Origin of the sequence: Fictibacillus phosphorivorans (assembly GCF_001619875.1) — a bacterium.
GTDB classification, from domain to species: Bacteria; Bacillota; Bacilli; order Bacillales; family Fictibacillaceae; genus Fictibacillus; species Fictibacillus phosphorivorans_B.
Genome location: NZ_LRFC01000038.1, coordinates 644115 through 662577, shown reverse-complemented (window position 1 = coordinate 662577; position 18463 = coordinate 644115). Strand labels below are relative to the sequence as shown.

Here is an 18463-nt window from a genome sequence, read left to right as displayed (position 1 = left end):
GTATTCTTATGTCGTCCAGTTGATTGTTAAAGAAGGCATTTGTTCCATACTAACGTTTACCTTACCAGGTGTGTATTGGTGTATAGGTCTATTAATCTTAACATCGATCTCTGGTTTGTGAGTCTGCCAATTTAGCTGCACTTCACTCGGCTGATAATTGATTTTCACAGAGTTTGCTCTTGGTATGAAGCCGATGTTAAATTCATAAATCGGACTTTCACTGTTCACTTTCGCTTGGTCAGGTATTGGATTTCCACCGTTCTCTACTCTCATCAGGTCATCTCCTTCTTGAGACATACGAGCAAGACCTGTTAACCAATCTTCATATCCTTGCTGTGCAAACTCTTCTATTCTGCGGGAGATGTGTTTTAAATCCATATCAGCCCAGGCTTCTGTTTGATCTATGGTTAACTGACTTGGTGTACGTTTCACTTCTAAATCTGCTTTAGGCTGCTTAATTTGAAGATCGGCGGGAGCTTGTTGAATTTCTTGTATAGGCTGCTGGATGCTCAGTCCTATTTTAGCATTGGTTGACTCCAGCCTAAGTTGAGGAACGTTCATATATTCCCTCCTAAAAAGTGTGGATTGCAAGAAAAGAGCTATCACGAGGATAGCTCTCTTAGTTTATCGTAAAAAGTCCATAAGGGTTGGCTGCATAATACGAGAGCCTACAGCTAGTGCTGCACGATGAACACTTTCTTGCATCTTCAGATCGGTAATGACACGCTCAATATCTGCGTCTTCATTATCAGAGAGGATTCGATTAGCAATCACTTCTTGCTCGCTCACACGGGCATCAATGAGTTCAACTCTATTATATCGAGCCCCTAGCTCAGCACGCTCAGCTACTAAATGATTGATGTGGGAATCTAGTTTTTCTAAAAATCCGCTAATGTCTTCTCCAGACTTACCTTCAAGAGCTTTCATCAACTCATTGATATCCCCAAACAAACCGCTTTCTGGAGGCCCTTCTTTATGTGTAAAGATGTTTTTCGGATTCATGTTAACCGCAATTTCAATTCCTTGTGACAGCTCAAGATTAACCGGGTTACCGTTTGTTGAAACCGCAGGCGACTTATTAAAATCAACTGGCTTGTTAGTTGTATCATTGCCATTGAAAATATACTTCCCTGCTACTTGAGTATTTGCAATTGAAACAAGATGCTCTTTTAACTGATTGATTTCTTGTCCGATCATACCTTTTTGCGACTCTTCATATGTTCCGTTGCTCGCTTGAACCGTAAGCTCACGGATACGCTGCATGACGCTCGTCGCCTTGTCCATTGCAGCATCTGAGTTCTCCATCCAGTTGTAGGCTTCCGACAGATTACGCTTGTATTGTTCGACTTGTGTCAAATTCGTTCTGTATGTCATACCTTTCATTGCTACAACCGGGTCATCGGAAGGACGGCTAATTTTTTTACCTGTTGATAACTGTTCTTGTGTTTTCGCCATACTTCCATAGCTTTGGCTAATGTGTCTCAGCATATTATTGGATAACATGGATTGTGTTACTCGCATGGTTGGTTCCCTACCTTCCGCCTACGCCTAAGCCATTAATAATTTTATTGAGCATTTCATCAAATACGGTAATCGTTCGAGCGGCTGCGTTATACGCATGCTGAAACTGAATCATATTGGTCATTTCTTCATCCAATGATACACCGCTAACCGATAAACGGCGCTGTTGCACAGATTCTGTCAAAACCGCAGAGTTGTTTGTTAGTCGAACGGCTTGTTGTGCATCAACGGCCATTTTCCCTATGGCACCTTCATAAAAACTTTGCAGAGAAGCCGTGCTGCCTGGAAACCCAAGCTTCTTATTTTTTACGTCAGCTAACAATAACGCGTTGCTACCATCACCGCCAAATGACTGTGTCGCTGCAGCAATATTATTTAGTTCGTCCATATCTTTATGAAGCTTCAGCTTTTTTGCGGCTCCTCCAATATTGGATGCATCTATCGTGCCTGCAAAATCAAAGAACTGATACTCATTTCGTTTAGCAGGATCTTTCCCCATGTCACCTAGGCCCCAACCTTGTGAGTGGACGTTGTTAAACTCTGAAGCAAATTGATAAGCCATCTGATCAAGGTTAGCTAACATTTCAGGATAGATTCCCTTTACAGTACCTGCATCATTGAAGCCATATGATTCTAATAACCCCTTAAGCTTTCCTCCAGCAAACTCACTAAGATTAATAGGAGTTTCAGCAACTTTAATACCGTTTGCTAGTCCGTTTCCACCATCATCATACTGAATAGTAAGAGGATTGACACTCTGATTCTTAGCATCTACTAAAAGATACTCCTTACCATCTTTGTCCTTCATCTTAATATCGTACAGACCAGCAGCGATCGGATCAGGTCTTCCGCCGCTTGGCTGAATGGAAACTTCTACATTTAATAAAGTCGATAATCGATCTACTAAATTATCTCTTTCATCATACAGCGTATTCGGTAAATAACCGTGCGGCTCGACTTCACTAATTTGTTTATTAATGCTATTGATATCATCTAAAAGAGCATTGATCTCTTTCGTTGTTAGGTCCGCTTGAGTTTTAAGATCACCCTGTATGGCAGAAAGTGAGTTTGATAGATAATTAAACGTTTCTGCTACAGCTAAACCGCGCTGCCTCACAACCGAGCGTGCCCCTGAATCTTCAGGATTCACAGAAAGATCTTGCAATGACTGCCAGAAACGATCGAGCGTTTTAGCGAGTCCGTTATCAGACGGCTCATTCATAATGTCTTCCATCTTTTCAAGCGCTTCACTTCTAGCACCCCAATACCCAAGCTTGTTGTTCTCACCTCGGAATTGTGTATCTAAAAAACCTTCCCTTACACGCTGAATAGAACCGGCTTGTACGCCTGTTCCCATTTGCCCAGGAATCTGAGGACGGTTCATGCTAGCAGGGGGATATGCTTCAGTCTGAACAAAGTTCACTCTTTGCCTGCTATATCCCGGTGTATTTGCATTTGCAATATTGTTGCCTGTTGTTTGCAGGGCAATTTGTTGTGTATACATCCCTCGGCGAGCGGTTTCTAATCCGTGAAAAGTTGAAGTCATACTCAAGTTCCTCCAGTGAGTTTAAGCTTTTGAATCAAAAAGTGATGTTGCTTGATTGGTGTACCCATTTTTCTTCGAGTTCCCATAGGTTACTGGTTCATTAGTTGGCTGAACCATACTTAGTGTCATATTTACATATTGAAGAGACTGTTCTAATAGTTGTTGATTAAGTTCGTTTCTGCTTTTCAATGCATCAAAGGTATGGATGAGCTGATCTTGAAGATAAACCAACTTAGCTTTTTCCGGCTCTTCCGCCTGCTCTAAAACATCACCCAATGTCACGTTTGCAAACTTAAGCATTCTATCTTTTTCAATAACCTGAAGCTTCTTCACTTGCAGATCTTCTTCTTTTAATAAGACATCGAGCGCCTTCATGTCTCCTGATTTAAGCACTTCTGTTTTCCGTTCTCCTAAAGCAAGAAGATCATGATGCGCGTTAAACAAACGTTCAAGAAGTGATGTCATTTGTGCCGTTTCCATGGAAGTTCTCCTTACGCCTTATTGTAGTAGCTAATAATGGATGCAGCGGTTTTTGAAATATTCACTTTGTACGTTCCATTATCCACTTGATGTCTGATTTCGTTTACTTTGTCCGTTCGGTCTTGTTCAAATTTAGAAGAAGACAATAATTTCTTTGCTTCATCTGAAATTTGAATTTCGTCTTTTTTGTATGCAGTCTGCACATAATTATCCTTCATAGGTGGCACCTGTTTTTTGTATGGGTTGTTTTGTATAGAGTTGAAATGATTGATTCGCATCGTTCGTCACCTCGTTTAGAGACTGTTTTTTCTTAATCTTTATATCGGCAATTCTGAAGAAATCTTTAAGCAATGAAAAGAAATTAGGTTAATTGTCATCTGTATGGTAAGAAGGTAATGCTTCTTCTTGTTTTCGTTTTATAAAGTCCTCTATTGAGAGTTCTGACTTCAGTTTGTCTTTGCACGTTTGGCAGAGGCGACCATCATTGATAGGGTTCTGACATCCATCACACGGATAAGTAAAATTCGGATATCCTTTAACTCTGATTCTACCCTGATGTATAAAATAAATAATCTTATTCTCTGAAACAGTTGTTGCTTCACTTACATCTACAATTGTAGCGTTCCGATTTTCACTTTTTCTGATAAAACGATACACTTTATCATACTGTTGCTCTTCTTCACGATAACAAGTGTCACAATACTTACGAATTCCTTGAAGAAAAAGTTTCCCGCACTGTGGACAGTTCAATAGATTATTCATTACGTTCCGCTCCTTAACACATCTATCTCTATTTTATATCGGAAAATGCTAAGGGTATTTTAACAGGTCATTCGTTTTATTTATCGAGCAAGTGTAATGGAGGATACTTGTTTAGCTCCAGCCTCTAACAGGACTTTAGCCGCATAACGAAGTGTGCTGCCTGTTGTGTACACATCATCGACTAATAAGACGTTCTGACCCTGAAGTTTTTCTGCATCAATCACTTGAAATGGGTTTTCTTTTTGCACCAAGCGCTCTTCTCGCGTCTTCTTACTTTGTTTCTCTTCATGCGTTTTTCTTTTTAATAGAAGTGCTGGTTGTGAGGAAAATCCTCTGGCTAGAAGTTCTGCTTGGTTAAATCCTCTTTTATAATGTCGTTCCTCACTTAAAGGAATCGGTATAACGAGTCCATTTCGGGAAATCTTCCTAAATGATGTTTTAGCCACTGGGTAAAATGCCTTAACGATCTCAGCATCTCCGCGGTATTTTAGTTTCGCGATCACTTCTTTTAGAAAATCATTATAGACATAAAGTGACCGATTTTGCTGTAGAACACCGTTCCATGTTGGATCTTCCTCCCACCGAATGCAGTCAAAGCAACAGTCACCCTGTCGATATTGCTCGGGAAATAATGAAAAGGCACGACCACATATTCTACAAATCTCTCCTTTTATTAACTCTAGCCTTCCTTCACAATCTTGACACAACAGTGGTACAATCCCTAAACCAAGAAAAGCCTGCCATGACCATGTTTCCATATAAGACTGATGGCAGTTAAGGCAATAACTCATGTCACATCCTCCCGATTCATATGTTTAATATGTTTTACCGCTCTCACCATACTCAGTGATTTCCCATAGTGGAAAAATAGTACTTGACCATCGTGGTCGTCTTTACTTCTCCCTGCTCTCCCAGCAATTTGAACGAGAGCACTCTCAGAGAACACATCATGATCTGCACCCAATACGGCAACATCTAAAAAAGGAACGGTAACACCTCGTTCTAAAATAGTGGTTGTAATTAATAGCTGTATCTTTTCTTGACGAAATTGCTCAACCTTCTCTTTTCGCTTCGGATCTTCAGCATGTACACGATCTACTATGACTGATACGTGTTTTTTTATAATGTCAGTCACTGTATCGAGCATCGATACAGATGAAACAAAGATCATCGCTCGCCGCCCACTCTGTGCCTGTTTCTTCACCCACATCACAAAAGGAGCTGGCAATTTCTTAGCTGCTATTCTTTTTCTCCATTCTCCACTCCAAACCATTTTCGGAACGGGTAACGGATGTCCATGAAAACGCCGCGATATTTTTACACAAGGAAGCACTTCCTGTTTCGCTGCTCTTTTCATTCTGTTAGATGGTGTTGCAGATAAATATAAAGTAAAATGCTTAGGATGAACGGCTTGAGTAACCGCGTGCTGAAGGGTTTTATCGTAGGAATACGGAAAGGCATCGACTTCATCGACGATCATGATGTTAAACGCTTGTTTAAATCTGTACAGTTGATGGGTGGTTGAAATAACGAGTTGTGCTGGTAAATCTCTTTCATCAGATCCACCATAATAACTGGCAACTAGCGTTTCAGGAAAAACCGATTTTAAACGAGGTGCTAATTCCAACACCACATCTGTTCGAGGTGTTGCGATGCAAACACGTAATCCCAACTTCAAGGCTTTTTCAATCCCTTTGAAAAGCACCTCTGTCTTCCCAGCACCACACACGGCCCATACTAAAAGTTCACCCTCACCTTCAACTCCATCAACAAATCTCTGTGACGCAGCTTGCTGGCCACTGGATAACTGCCCGTACCACAATAGATTATTAGCTTTTGACCACTCTACTTCTGGTCCCGTCCAAGACAACAAAGGTGTACACTCGCTCACCCTGCCCATCATGATGCAGTTTCGGCAATATACACATGAATCACTTTTACATCGAAAACAAGAAAAGGAAGCAAACCACCGACTTTTTTCATTTCCGCACCGACTGCATGCATAACCATACTTGGTTTTATGAATACCTGGTGAGTACATCAAATATCCATTCTCATAGTGTTCATGTATTTTTTCTACTTCAAAAGGAAGTTCATCAAACAGAAGTGACTTACCATGAAGAATATGCTGAAGGTTTTTATCAAAGTGAAACGAAGGGTTCAAGGGTGGCTGACTAAATGATGGGAGCTTACTAAACGGGACTGCTATTAAACTGGGGTTATTCACGAGGTGTTCAGGGGCGATTGTTAAACGGTTGTTTAAAGAAAAGGAGACAAACCTCATCGTGTTGTCCCCTCTTGTGTTAGAGATTTCATTTTCATCTCTCCAATACTATTCTTTTACCCACGTAATTCCGAGCGATCCTTCGCCAAGATGCGTGCCAATAACAGGGCCGAAATAGCTGACCCAAACGTCTGCGTTCACAAATTTCTCGCGCAGCTCTTCTGCGATCTCAACCGCTTCATCCTCGCGCTTGGCATGAATCACACTTATTTTGACTTTTTGATTGGGTTGTACATTTTCATCCATGATGTCGAAAATACGTTTTAACGCTTTTTTCTTCGTACGCACTTTTTCAAAAGGAATAATCTTCTTGTCTTCAAAATGAAGGATCGGTTTGATCTGAAGCAGATTGCCTACAAAAAGCTGAGCTGTGTTCAACCGCCCTCCTCTATGAAGGTGGTTCAAGTCATCCACTACGAAGTACGCAGGAATTCCGTTGTTTTTCATCTGCAACAGATGGTTCATGATGTCATAACCGTTCGAACCTTCACTCGCTAGTTCTGCTGCCTTCAGGACATAGAATGCTTGTGGTGAACAGCTGATTTCTGAATCAAACACATGCAGCTTGATTCCTTCTACTATCTCTCCCGCTGCCACTGCACTTTGATACGTGCCAGAAATACCGCTCGATAACGTAATCATGACCGCTTCATCATAATTACGAGAAAGCTCTTCTAATAGTTCTACAAGTTCGCCGATCGCAGGCTGAGATGTTTTTGGCAGAGTCTCTTCTTTACTTACCATATCGTAAAAATCGTCTGCTTTAATTTCAGCTTCTTCTTTGTATGTTTCATTGTCGAAAACCACGTTGAGCGGAATCATTACAATATTTTTTTCGTTGCGAATATGTTCGGGTATGTATGAAGTACTATCTGTAATGACGGCTACCTTGCTCATAATTTTAGTCCTCTCTTATGCAAAAATCTTAAGTTTTTCTCCTCTAACAGTGTACACCATCAGGAAAACTAATTCACTAAATTCAGTTTTACTTAGACTATCTATTCTAGAAATTCTCAATTTACCCTTTTAAGATTTTTCTAGCAATTTTCTTTATAATGAAAAATTTCATTAAAAAAATGGACAGATTCATATAACAGTTATTTGAAATTCTGGTTTCAGAGGAACAGATTTTCCCTAAATACCTTTATATTTGGGGTTGAAATTTTCGCTTTCTCTATATACTTTCTTCTCTCTTAATATAAGAAGATTTAACCCGATATAGAAATAAAGATTTATATTCTTTTTTAGAATGAGGCGCATATGAAAACAGAATTTAACTATTCTTTTCCGCCCAGAAGAGAAATAAGAAAGCCATTAAAAAAGAAAATATATATACCCATCATAACTAAATTTTGGACGAGTCATATTATTGCGTTTTTATGGATGGCCTTCTCCATTTACGTTTCTATTCCCTGGTTAGATGACTTATCCGAAATTGTAACTTTTCCTATTGCCCTGTTTATTATAACAGGCATCTCCTATGTTCCGGGTTACCTTAATGCTTTCTTAGTAATCTCTCTATTTTTTGATAAACAACCACCCTTTAAGAATGAACACCCTAATGAAAAAGTAAGTGTACTGATAGCCGCAAGAAATGAAGAAGAAGTCATTGCTAGAACATTACGTTATATTAGTAAGCAAGATTATTCTGGTCCTATAGAAGTCTTCGTTATTGATAATGCTTCAACGGACAAAACTTTCACGATAGCAGCTAATGCTGGAATTATGTTTAACCTCGATGTAAGAGTGATTAAGGAAGAAGTTCCTGGAAAATTCAATGCGTTGAATACAGCGCTTAAATCAGTTACGACTAACTATGTCATAACTCTAGATGCGGATACAATTTTACACCAATCCGCCATACGGTTATTGGTCGCAAGAATCACGAGTTCCCCTGCTAACATCTGTGCAGTGGCCGGATCTGTACTTGTGCGTAACAGCAGAGGTAACCTTTTGGCAAGGATACAGGAATGGGATTATTTTTTAGGAATTGCATCCATTAAGAGACTGCAGGGATTATATCAAGGTACCCTTGTCGCTCAAGGTGCGTTTAGTATCTATGATACTCAGAGGATAAAAGATATGGGTGGATGGCCAGATGCCATCGGTGAAGACATCGTACTCACATGGAATCTACTGAAAAAGGGTTGGAAAGTATATTTTGAGCCACTTGCGGTTGCATTTACAGATGTACCCGATACGCTTACTCACTTTGCGAAACAACGGTCAAGATGGGCAAGAGGCATGATTGAAGCGTTGAAACAAACAAAACCATGGGAACAACCAGAGCCTTATATAAAATATTTAACGGGGATTAACCTCATCATGCCCTACCTTGATATCGTTTACACCTTTTGCTGGTTACCAGGACTCATTCTCTCATTCTTTGGTTATTACTGGATCGTTGGACTGACTACCCTGTTAGTATTGCCACTAACTTTAATTAGTTATGGCTTCCTCTATTATTATCAGAAAAACGTCTTTAAACGTTTAGAATTAAGAATCAGGAAAAACATATTAGGCTTTTTTGTATTTGTCTGTTTTTATCAAATGCTCATGTCTCCGATCTCTACATGGGGATACATACAGGAAGCTTTCAAGTTAAAGAGAGTATGGAAATAGTAAAACCTAGATTCGTTAATTTTGCACTCTTGTTCAAATAGTTCTAATAGAAATATACGCGGTATTTTTCCTCTGTTCATTATTCAGCACGCAAATACTTAAACTTTTTAAAAGTTTTTTTCGAAGCAAGAAGGAATTTGTCGGATTTGGAAGAATCTAGAATGTGAAACAGGATTTAAGGGGAGGGTTAGGACCATTGGATCATAATCTATATGTCGTGATATTATCTCTATTCGTTTGCTTTCTGTTTGCTCTTGTGTCGATTGACTGGGCATTAAGACTCACAGAAAAGCAAAAGTTGCAGCACTATTTTTTGTTAGTAGGTTCCGTTACGATGGGTATCGCAGTATGGGCTACACATTATATGGGGATGTTATCCATTCAGAGCCCTGTTCCGTTTGAATATAAAATGCCGACGATGGCTGCTGCGTTTGCAACTGGGATCTTATTTTCCTATTCAGCTTTTTTCCTATTTACCTCATCGAAAATTAAATATAAACGCATATCATCTGCTCTTATCTTTTCCATCGGGCTTATTTCCGTTCATTCAATCGGTATGATTTCTATGCATATTCATATGCCGATTCAGCCAAATTTTTTATTTATCTTGCTATCCGTTGGTTCTGCTTTTTTGTTTTCTGTTCTAGGTTTTATGATTCTATCCACACAACATGTACCCTTCAAAAAAATCCTTACGAGTTTGTCATTCACAGCTGGCGTCAGCCTTATGCACTACATTGGCGAGATGGCCTTAATCAGCCGCACTCCCACTTATAATTGGCATAATGACTTTCCGACTAGCAATATAAATATGGTGGCTACGCTACTTGTTTTCGGGGCAACAATTGTCGTTTTAGTCTTATATATTTTAGAGCAGCGCAATCAAAAAAAGCTCGTACAGCACGAGATTGAACTCTTGGAATCTGAGCACCGCTACAATTCGCTCTTTGAACTTAATCCTGAGGGTGTATTTGTTATCGGACCTGATCGTAATTTTATAAAAGCTAACAAATCCATTGAAAGAATAACAGGATATACGCTGGATGAATTAAAAAGGATGCCTTACACAAACCTGTTAAAAGATGATGAAGTAGATGATTCACTTGAGTTTCAAAAAAGGGTGTTGTCAGGCGAAACCATTAAACATCCCCTTACGATTTTTCATAAGAACGGACATGAAGTTGAGCTTGAGATCACAAGTATTCCTTACTACATTAGAAACCAAATCACCGCTGTTATCGGTATCGCAAAAGACATGACCGCGATCAATGAAGCTCAAAACTTCAAGCAACGGGCAAATACTCTAGCCTATGTAGGAGAACTTGCAGCAGGTCTTGCTCATGAAATCCGAAATCCGCTCACTTCGATTAAAGGCTTTGCACAGCTTTTCCAATCACAAAACACGACTGATGAAAAACACCATTTTTTAGGCATCATGCTCCGTGAAACAGACCGTATTAATTTTATCATCAGTCAGCTCATGATCTTGGCAAGACCGCACATGATCCTAAAACACGACCATGACCTAAAAGCCATTATTAAACGCTCGCTTAAATATATGGAAGACGAAACAGATTTTCACACAACTTCACTGGAACTGAATCTGCCAGATCACCCAATCCTTTTCAAATGTGAAGAAAACTTGATGACACAGCTCTTTTTAAATATATTGAAAAATTCGATTGAAGCAACACCGTCATGGGGAAATATCTCTGTTCAGCTAGAAAAAATTGAGGAAACCATTCACGTTGCCATTCAAGACGATGGCCCTGGCATTCCTGACCATCTTTTATCTAAGCTCGGGCAGCCATTTTATACAACAAAAGAAGGCAATCCAGGACTCGGCCTCTTGATCTGCTACCAAATCGTCGAAAACCACGGCGGCAAGATGCAGATTCAATCAAAAGAAGGCAGTGGAACGAGTGTGTCACTTCAGTTTCCCATCAATGTTTTAGTAGAGGAAAGAACGCTTGAAATGAGCATAAGCTAGCTATAAAACATATCTTCTTTAGGAATTGTTGTTTGAGTCACTTACTATTCATCACAGCCAAGTTGATTGGAGTGTAAGATGCGAGACTCCTGGGGGATCAGCGGGACAGGTGAGACTCCTAAGGGCAAAGCGCTAGGAGGCTCACCGCACGCCCCCCGGAAAGCGAGCATCTGTAACGGAAATCAACAACCCACACTCCATCCCTGCTTTAACCAAATAACTTCGTCCACAATAAATTTTCATATAGATTCTTCGCATCAAGCTCCACGCTTTAAGCTCTTCAAAAGAAAAAGACCTTCTCACTCGAAGGTCTTTTTTATCACTATCTATTAACGTACTTTTACCCAGCCATTTTTAATCGCTTCAACAACCGCTTGCGTACGATCGTTTACATTCATCTTTTGAAGAATGTTACTTACATGGTTTTTAACAGTCTTCTCACTGATATACAGCTCTTCTCCAATTGTGCGGTTGCTGCGCCCATCAGCTAGCAACTGAAGCACTTCACATTCACGACGCGTTAAAATGTGCAGTGGTTTGCGGTATTCGACTTCTACGAAACCAGCTTTGTTTTGTTGTGTTTTGTTCGTTGTTGATAAGCGGCGGAATTCGTTCAGAAGGTTGTACGTGATCTTCGGATGAAGATACGCTCCACCATCCGCAACAACGCGAACGGCTTCGATCAATGAATCAGCATCCATCTCTTTTAAAAGATAACCCGATGCACCTGTCTGAACCGCGTGGGACACGTAAGTCTCATCATCATGGATCGATAGGATGATAACTTTTGTATCTGGCGATTTCTCTACCAAACGGCGTGTCGCTTCAACCCCATTGATGTTCGGCATGTTGATATCCATCAACACGACATCAGGATTATGGTCTCTAACGATGTTTTCCGCTTCTGATCCATCATCACCTTCAGCAACAACAGAGAATTGATCTTCCATATCTAGAATGCGTTTAACTCCTTCACGGAACAAACGGTGGTCGTCGATAATTGCAATTCTTGTCTTCTCAGGTGCTGAGGCGTTATTTTCGTACACATTAACATTATTCATGTGTGAACCCTCCTAGTCTTGAATGGGAATTTGAATGTAAACACTTGTACCGAAGTTTATGCGGGATTTCACCTTTAGCGTACCTTCGAGCAGTTCGACCCGCTCTCTCATCCCCATCATGCCAAAGGAATTGGATTTAGTGGGCTGTGCCATATCGAATCCTTTGCCATCATCTCGGATATATAATGAAATAAATTTTTTGGTAAACTCGAGTTTTACTTCAATCAGCTTTGCGTCTGAGTGCTTAACGGCATTATTTACTGACTCTTGAATCAAACGGAAAATCGCAATCTCCATCTTGTTCGGGAACCTTCTGGATTGTCCAAGTGCATGAAGTTCAACCTCTATACCAGTACTTTCCTTAATATTTCGCAAGTACTTATCTAATGTGGGAACGATACCTAGATCATCCAAAGCCATCGGACGCAAATCATAAATGATTCTGCGTACCTCTTTTAAGGAATCACGGACCATAACCCGTAAATCTTTTATTTCAACACGGGCTGCCTCAGTTCCTTTCTCTAAAAAGATTTTCTCTAAAAGTTCAGAGCGGATCAGGACATTTGCCATCAATTGAGCAGGACCATCATGAATCTCTCTTGAAACCCGTTTACGCTCTTCTTCCTGGGCTTCTATGATCTGAAGACCAAATTCTTGTTTCTGTTGAGCGTTTTGAACAAGTTCGTTAATTTTTCTTAAGTCCCCGTTCAAATAATTTAATACTACAGAAATCTGACCTGCTAAAGATTCAGCCTTTTGAACCGTATCGTTCAGTGCGCCAATTCTACGCTCCAGCTCGTCTCTTTTTTCACGAAGCTGTTTTTCCGTTTGCCGGATGATCGAAAGCTCAATTTGATACTTATTGGCATTTTCATAGGCATCGCGAATATCTGACTCGCTATACTTTTGAAAATGCTTGCTTACCTCAGCTAAACGTGTTCGCGCAAGCTTGGCATACTCTTCGGTTCGATCCGACTTATGAATAACCTCAATCACCTGCTGCTTCACCAGTTCAAGCTCTCGGCGCAGCTGCTGAAACTCTTGCCGTGATTGTTCGCTGATTTCAAAGATCTGAGACTGACTTTCTGTAACCGTATCGATGGTTTGGTTTAATATTCCGTCCAACAAATGTGGATCTATCGTTAACTTAGCTGCAGTCATGTAAATTTCCCCCAATTAAAACGATAAAGAAGTGTAAACGGAAGTTCTAGAACCATCTTACCTAATTTGCATATAGGACTTCTTAACCACATCTTGCACGAAACGAAGAAACACATAAATCCTTCTAATATACTACATTCGCCAAGATGTGGAATTTTATGACTTTTCTTGCTAAAAAAATTTTAAGAATTTGAATGCTTTTTATAATCACCTTATAATGAAGGATATCATGTTCTGCGAACAGAATGAAGATTTTTCGACAATTTTGACATTGGAATTTCTTAAAATAGACAATTGCTGTTTTTTCTTGGCTCATTTTTAAAAGATTGAGCCTAGGTAAGGATTTTTTACTTGTTATTTTATATTTTAATTCTTTTTTATTATCCTCAATGAAAGTTGATTGGAGTAGAAGGTGCGAGACTCTCGGCTAGGACAAGCGGTCAGGTGAGACACTTATACGTGAAACGTACCAATGTGGCTCACCGCCTGCCCCGCGGAAAGCGAAGTACTTGGAACGGAAATCAACTACTTTCAAAGTAATTTAAATACTTTCAAAACTTTAAAGGAGCTACCAAATAAATGTTATCCAACTATTTAACTGTAAAGAAAACCGGCCAGCACGAAATCGTCATCGATAAATCGCGCTTTATCGCCCATATTGCACGAGCAACAACAGAAGAAGAAGCACTTCATTTTATCCAGCAAATCAAAAAAGAACACAGCAGCGCTACACACAACTGCTCTGCCTATTTAATTGGCGAAACCGACAATATTCAAAAAGCAAACGACGACGGTGAACCGAGCGGCACTGCGGGTGTTCCGATGTTAGAAGTGCTCAAAAAGCGGGAATTGAAAGACACGGTTGCTGTTGTGACCCGTTACTTCGGCGGGATCAAGCTTGGTGCGGGAGGATTAATCCGCGCATACGGCAAATCCGTTTCAGAAGGCCTCAACCATATTGGCGTTGTCGAACGTCAACTTCAACAGATCGTTCATATCACCGTTGACTATACTCTTCTCGGAAAAATGGAAAATGAACTGCGCAACTCCGTCTATCCCATCAAAGAGATGACCTACTTGGAAAAAGTGGAGATTCAGATGTATGTACCGATAAAAGAAAGAGACTCATTTAGAGAGTGGATTACGGATCTATCGAATGCTCAAAGTGAAATTGTTTTTGGAGAGCAAGAGTATTTGGAAAAAGATGTGAAATCATAAGTGTATACCCAACAAGCATCCAATCTTGCCGAAATCTATAATGTCGTAATTTCGACAATTGTCTAACTTTGTCTATTACGATATTATGAAGAAGTTAAATTTAATTAATTACTTCCAATAATTTGGACTAAGGGAGTTTAAAATATTATGAATCAACCTAAAAATTCGAGGATTCGTCGTCGGAAAAGACGAAGCCCCTTTCGGCGTTTAATGCGTTTTGTCTTTTTAGTTACCCTCTTATTTGGTTTGACCGCGGCAGGATACGGAGGCTATCTAGTATATAAAATTAAAGCTAATTCTGATAAAAGTATTGTCGAATTAAAAGAGAATAAGTCTGATTTGCGACTTAATGAAGTGCAACTTGGAAAAGATCCAGTTACTATTCTTCTAGTAGGCATTGAAAACTATCAGGAAAATGATGTTGGACGAGCAGACGTTGTAAAACTTATTACGATTAATCCTGAAACGAAAGAAGCTGCAATGGTTAATATACCTCGTGATACAAGAACCTATATTCCAGCTATCGACAGAAAAGATAAGATTAATCACTCTTACGCTTACGGGGAAAAGAACCAACGCGAAAAAGCGGTAATGGAAGCAACTGAAGAGCTTTTAGATGTACCAATTGATTATTTTGTATCCACTAATTTTGAAGGTTTTGAAGAAATTGTTAATGAGTTAGATGGAATTACTGTAAATGTTCCTTTCGACTTTAAGCAACCTTCCTTTGAGCGAATGATTTATTTTAAAAAAGGTGAAATGGATTTAAACGGTGAAGAAGCTCTTGCATTTGTTAGAATGCGTAAACAAGATCCACGTGGTGATATTGGCCGTAACGAACGAGAAAGTGAAGCCATACGGGCCATAATGGATAAAGCTATTTCTGTTCAATCCGTTACTAAAGCAGATAATGTTATTGATCAACTTGGCAGCAACGTTAAAACAAATATCACGCTTAAAGAAATGTTTGCTATGAGAAATTTCTACAAAACCATCAAAAACCAGGAGTTAGAAACCTTACCATTGGAAACCTATCCTGAAATGATTGATGGCATATCATATGAAATTCCAAAAGATGATTCTATTGAAGAAGTTAGAGAAAGAATCAAACAAATACTTGAAATCAATTCCTCTAATTCAAATTATCAAAATTCAAACAATCAAGAAAAAGAGGAATATTAAAAAAATATATTAACTTCATGAAATACCCTCCGATAATAATTTCGGAGGGTATTATTTTTTAGTTATCTAGGAAAAAATGTTTATTTTTCTACTTTTTTATATATTTTTGTATATTTTTCTATTTTTTTGAACAAAAAGTGACAAAATTTTTGTAGAATAGTGGTAAATAGAAAGGAGAGAAGGATGAAAAGATTTATTGCATCTTCATTAGTTATTACTTCTGTACTGACTCCATTAACTGTGCATGCTCAAAATAATTCATCTAACATGATAACTAATGCAGATTACGTAAATGTTAGGAAAGGCGCGACTACAGATTATGAAGTTATTGCACGTTTAAAAAAAGGGCAAGCGGTAAAAGTCATTGATGAATTCACGAATGGCAAAAAAGAAGTTTGGTATAGAGTAGACCTTGGAAACGTTAAAGGTTGGGTGATTTCACAGTATCTTACGGCTGACAAATCTAATGTAGAGAAACATCCTTTTAAAAAAGGCGTTTACGTTCTTTCGGATAAAACTAACTTACGAAGAGGAGCTTCTATTACATATTTATCCGTAGAAAATTTAAAAAAGGGACAGCAAGTTACGGTTCTCGAACAATTCAAAAATCAAACAACTGGTGAGTATTGGTCAAGAATTCAAAGTAATAAAAATGTAGGCTGGATTCAAGAAAAGTATTTAAAAGATGTTGATTCAAAATCAGATATTGCCTTAACTGAAAAAATAATGTACACACAAACTTTAAAAGCTAACGTACATAAAGGTGCTACTGATACCTATCCTATTGTTTTGACATTAGATCTTAATAGTAAAGTCAAAGTCATTGATCGTTTTATTAATGCAAAGGATGAGGAATGGTCTCGAGTTCTTGTCAACGGAATGTCTGGTTGGGTACTCACAAGTTCGCTTAGTAGCAAAATAAGTAATAGCGTGATTAAACAAAATACTACAAAAACTCTGTATGTATCTCAGCATAATCTGGCAGTTAGAAAAGGAGCTTCTAACGTATACCCGACAATTGCTACTTTAAAACAAAACCAAAAAGTAACCATTATCGATGAGCATAATAGTTCGAGTGGAAAGTGGTATCGTCTAAAATTATCTTCCAAATCTTTTGGTTGGGTTCCAGCTAAACATCTTTCTCCACAGCAAATAAAAGCTACAAAAATTACGGTTAAAGTAACTAGTGCTATCGTAAGAAGTGGTGCGAGCACCACTTATAAAAAGGTATCTACCCTGCCAAAAGGGAAATCCTTCAATGTTATTGATACTTTTATTAATAGCAAAAATGAAACGTGGTACAGAATTGAATACAGCAAAAAACGATATGGGTGGATCAGCTCAACTGTTGTATCAGGTGGTTCTCCAGCAATTAAAACAACCTCCAAATATGTTGGTACAAAAAATGCCTATATATATCGAGGCGCTGATTTAAGCTACAAAGTTACGAATAAACTCTCATATGGAGAAAAGCTGAGCATTCTAGGGGAATTCACGAATAAATCCACAGGACACAAATGGTTGCAAGTTAGAACAAATGCTGGAGTAACTGGATGGACGCCTTCTTGGGAGCTATATAACTCTTTAAAAAGTATGCCGCACCTTTATAGCGTATCTTCAACAAAACTTTATAAAAGTGCATCATCAAGTTCTTCATCTGCTGGTTCAATAGCTGCAGGCACCCCATTAATTAAGCTTTGGTCATTAAACAACTGGTACAATGTTGAGACAACATCTGGGGTCAGAGGTTGGATTTTAAAAGAGAATGTCTCTTCCACATCTCCAAAAGGATTATTAAATCCAGTTATTACAAAAATAAGTTCAACGACCCATCATATTCAATGGGAAAAAGCAAGTGCAATCAGTTCAATAAAATATACAGTTCCCGCAACAAACCAGCTGTTAATTAGTGGTGATATTGCTTCTATCCAGCTTCCTGGTAATGTTACTGGCATTGTAGATACAAAAATTATTAAAAACAATAATGGTACAAAATCGCTATTGGTTGTTTTACATGCAAATTATACATTTACTCTACGAAACTATGAAAATGCTTTAAATTTAAAGGTTATGCCAAAAGGGCTAAAAGGTAAAAAAATAATAGTTGATGCTGGTCATGGGGATTATGATCCGGGAGCTATTGGACCTAGCGGCGTAAAAGAAAAAGATGTTAATTTAGCGGTTGCAAAGTATTTGAAAGCTGAGTTAGAACGAAGCGGTGCTAGTGTTTTGCTAACTCGATCAAGTGATGTTTTCTTAGAATTAAGTGAACGAACGGATATCTCAAATAAATCTGATTACGATGCTTTTGTCAGCATTCATTCCAATTCATTTAGCTCTACTTCACGCGGAACTGAAACATTTTATAATACATCTGAAAATTTTAACGGTTCACAAAGCCATTTTCTCGCAAGGGATGTTCAAGCTGCTCTGAGCAAGGAATTAGGTACATACAATCGTGGCTATACAAACAATGATTTTTATGTTACACGGGAAAATGAATTACCTAGTATTCTAGTAGAGCTAGCCTATTTATCCAATCCAAAGGAAGAAAAACTGCTAAAATCTGATAGTTTCAGAAGAGATGCGGCAACTGGTATACGCATTGGGTTACAAAACTTTTTTAATTAATTTTA

The 18463-nt window shown here is 38.8% G+C and carries 16 protein-coding genes; 5 read left to right on the top strand and 11 right to left on the bottom strand.

Annotation, left to right across the window (positions count from 1 at the left end; genetic code table 11):
- Positions 1 to 6: 6 nt before the first annotated feature.
- The 9 genes from AWM68_RS19080 to AWM68_RS19040 form a co-directional block, all read right to left on the bottom strand.
- A complete protein-coding gene (locus AWM68_RS19080; RefSeq protein WP_066245402.1) occupies positions 7 to 561 on the bottom strand; it encodes a DUF6470 family protein in 555 nt (184 codons plus the stop codon).
- Between the two features lie 63 nt (positions 562 to 624).
- Positions 625 to 1521 (bottom strand): flagellar hook-associated protein FlgL, encoded by an 897-nt coding sequence (gene flgL / locus AWM68_RS19075; RefSeq protein WP_066245400.1) that lies wholly within the window; start codon positions 1519 to 1521, stop codon positions 625 to 627.
- A gap of 10 nt (positions 1522 to 1531) precedes the next feature.
- Positions 1532 to 3067 (bottom strand): flagellar hook-associated protein FlgK, encoded by a 1536-nt coding sequence (gene flgK / locus AWM68_RS19070; RefSeq protein WP_066245398.1) that lies wholly within the window; start codon positions 3065 to 3067, stop codon positions 1532 to 1534.
- 21 nt (positions 3068 to 3088) lie between these two features.
- Entirely contained in the window at positions 3089 to 3547 is a 459-nt protein-coding gene (locus AWM68_RS19065) for a flagellar protein FlgN (protein WP_066245397.1), read from the bottom strand.
- A gap of 11 nt (positions 3548 to 3558) precedes the next feature.
- Positions 3559 to 3825, bottom strand: a complete 267-nt coding sequence (gene flgM, locus AWM68_RS19060; protein ID WP_066245395.1) for a flagellar biosynthesis anti-sigma factor FlgM — start codon at positions 3823 to 3825, stop codon at positions 3559 to 3561.
- Positions 3826 to 3913: 88 nt separating this feature from the next.
- Positions 3914 to 4309 carry a TIGR03826 family flagellar region protein gene (locus tag AWM68_RS19055; protein ID WP_066245393.1) on the bottom strand — a complete coding sequence of 132 codons (396 nt, stop codon included), beginning with the start codon at positions 4307 to 4309 and terminating at the stop codon, positions 3914 to 3916.
- 80 nt (positions 4310 to 4389) lie between these two features.
- Positions 4390 to 5100: a ComF family protein gene (locus tag AWM68_RS19050; protein ID WP_066245392.1), complete on the bottom strand. Its 711-nt coding sequence runs from the start codon at positions 5098 to 5100 to the stop codon at positions 4390 to 4392.
- A complete protein-coding gene (locus AWM68_RS19045; protein WP_066245389.1) occupies positions 5097 to 6593 on the bottom strand; it encodes a DEAD/DEAH box helicase in 1497 nt (498 codons plus the stop codon). Before AWM68_RS19045 ends, AWM68_RS19050 begins: the two co-directional genes overlap by 4 nt.
- Before the next feature lie 48 nt (positions 6594 to 6641).
- On the bottom strand, positions 6642 to 7490 hold the full coding sequence (locus tag AWM68_RS19040; protein ID WP_066245388.1) for a DegV family protein: 849 nt from the start codon (positions 7488 to 7490) through the stop codon (positions 6642 to 6644).
- A gap of 363 nt (positions 7491 to 7853) precedes the next feature.
- On the opposite strand from AWM68_RS19040, the gene AWM68_RS19035 reads away from it, so the two are divergent.
- Positions 7854 to 9215, top strand: a complete 1362-nt coding sequence (locus AWM68_RS19035; RefSeq protein WP_066245386.1) for a glycosyltransferase family 2 protein — start codon at positions 7854 to 7856, stop codon at positions 9213 to 9215.
- Positions 9216 to 9411: 196 nt separating this feature from the next.
- The gene (locus AWM68_RS19030) at positions 9412 to 11205 is read left to right on the top strand and encodes an ATP-binding protein (protein WP_066245384.1); all 1794 of its coding nucleotides are present in this window, start codon (positions 9412 to 9414) and stop codon (positions 11203 to 11205) included.
- Between the two features lie 329 nt (positions 11206 to 11534).
- Here AWM68_RS19030 and AWM68_RS19025 read toward each other — a convergent pair whose 3' ends face one another.
- Together AWM68_RS19025 and AWM68_RS19020 are read right to left on the bottom strand one after the other, a co-directional pair.
- Entirely contained in the window at positions 11535 to 12266 is a 732-nt protein-coding gene (locus AWM68_RS19025) for a response regulator (RefSeq protein ID WP_066245383.1), read from the bottom strand.
- Positions 12267 to 12278: 12 nt separating this feature from the next.
- The gene (locus AWM68_RS19020; RefSeq protein WP_066245381.1) at positions 12279 to 13427 is read right to left on the bottom strand and encodes a sensor histidine kinase; all 1149 of its coding nucleotides are present in this window, start codon (positions 13425 to 13427) and stop codon (positions 12279 to 12281) included.
- Positions 13428 to 14006: 579 nt separating this feature from the next.
- Between AWM68_RS19020 and AWM68_RS19015 the strand changes: the two genes are divergently transcribed.
- From AWM68_RS19015 to AWM68_RS19005, 3 genes are all read left to right on the top strand, one after another.
- A complete protein-coding gene (locus AWM68_RS19015) occupies positions 14007 to 14645 on the top strand; it encodes a YigZ family protein (protein ID WP_066245379.1) in 639 nt (212 codons plus the stop codon).
- Between the two features lie 147 nt (positions 14646 to 14792).
- Complete coding sequence (locus AWM68_RS19010) at positions 14793 to 15827, top strand: LCP family protein (protein ID WP_066245377.1); 1035 nt, start codon at positions 14793 to 14795, stop codon at positions 15825 to 15827.
- A gap of 183 nt (positions 15828 to 16010) precedes the next feature.
- Positions 16011 to 18458: an SH3 domain-containing protein gene (locus tag AWM68_RS19005; protein WP_082820790.1), complete on the top strand. Its 2448-nt coding sequence runs from the start codon at positions 16011 to 16013 to the stop codon at positions 18456 to 18458.
- The last annotated feature ends 5 nt before the right edge of the window (positions 18459 to 18463 follow it).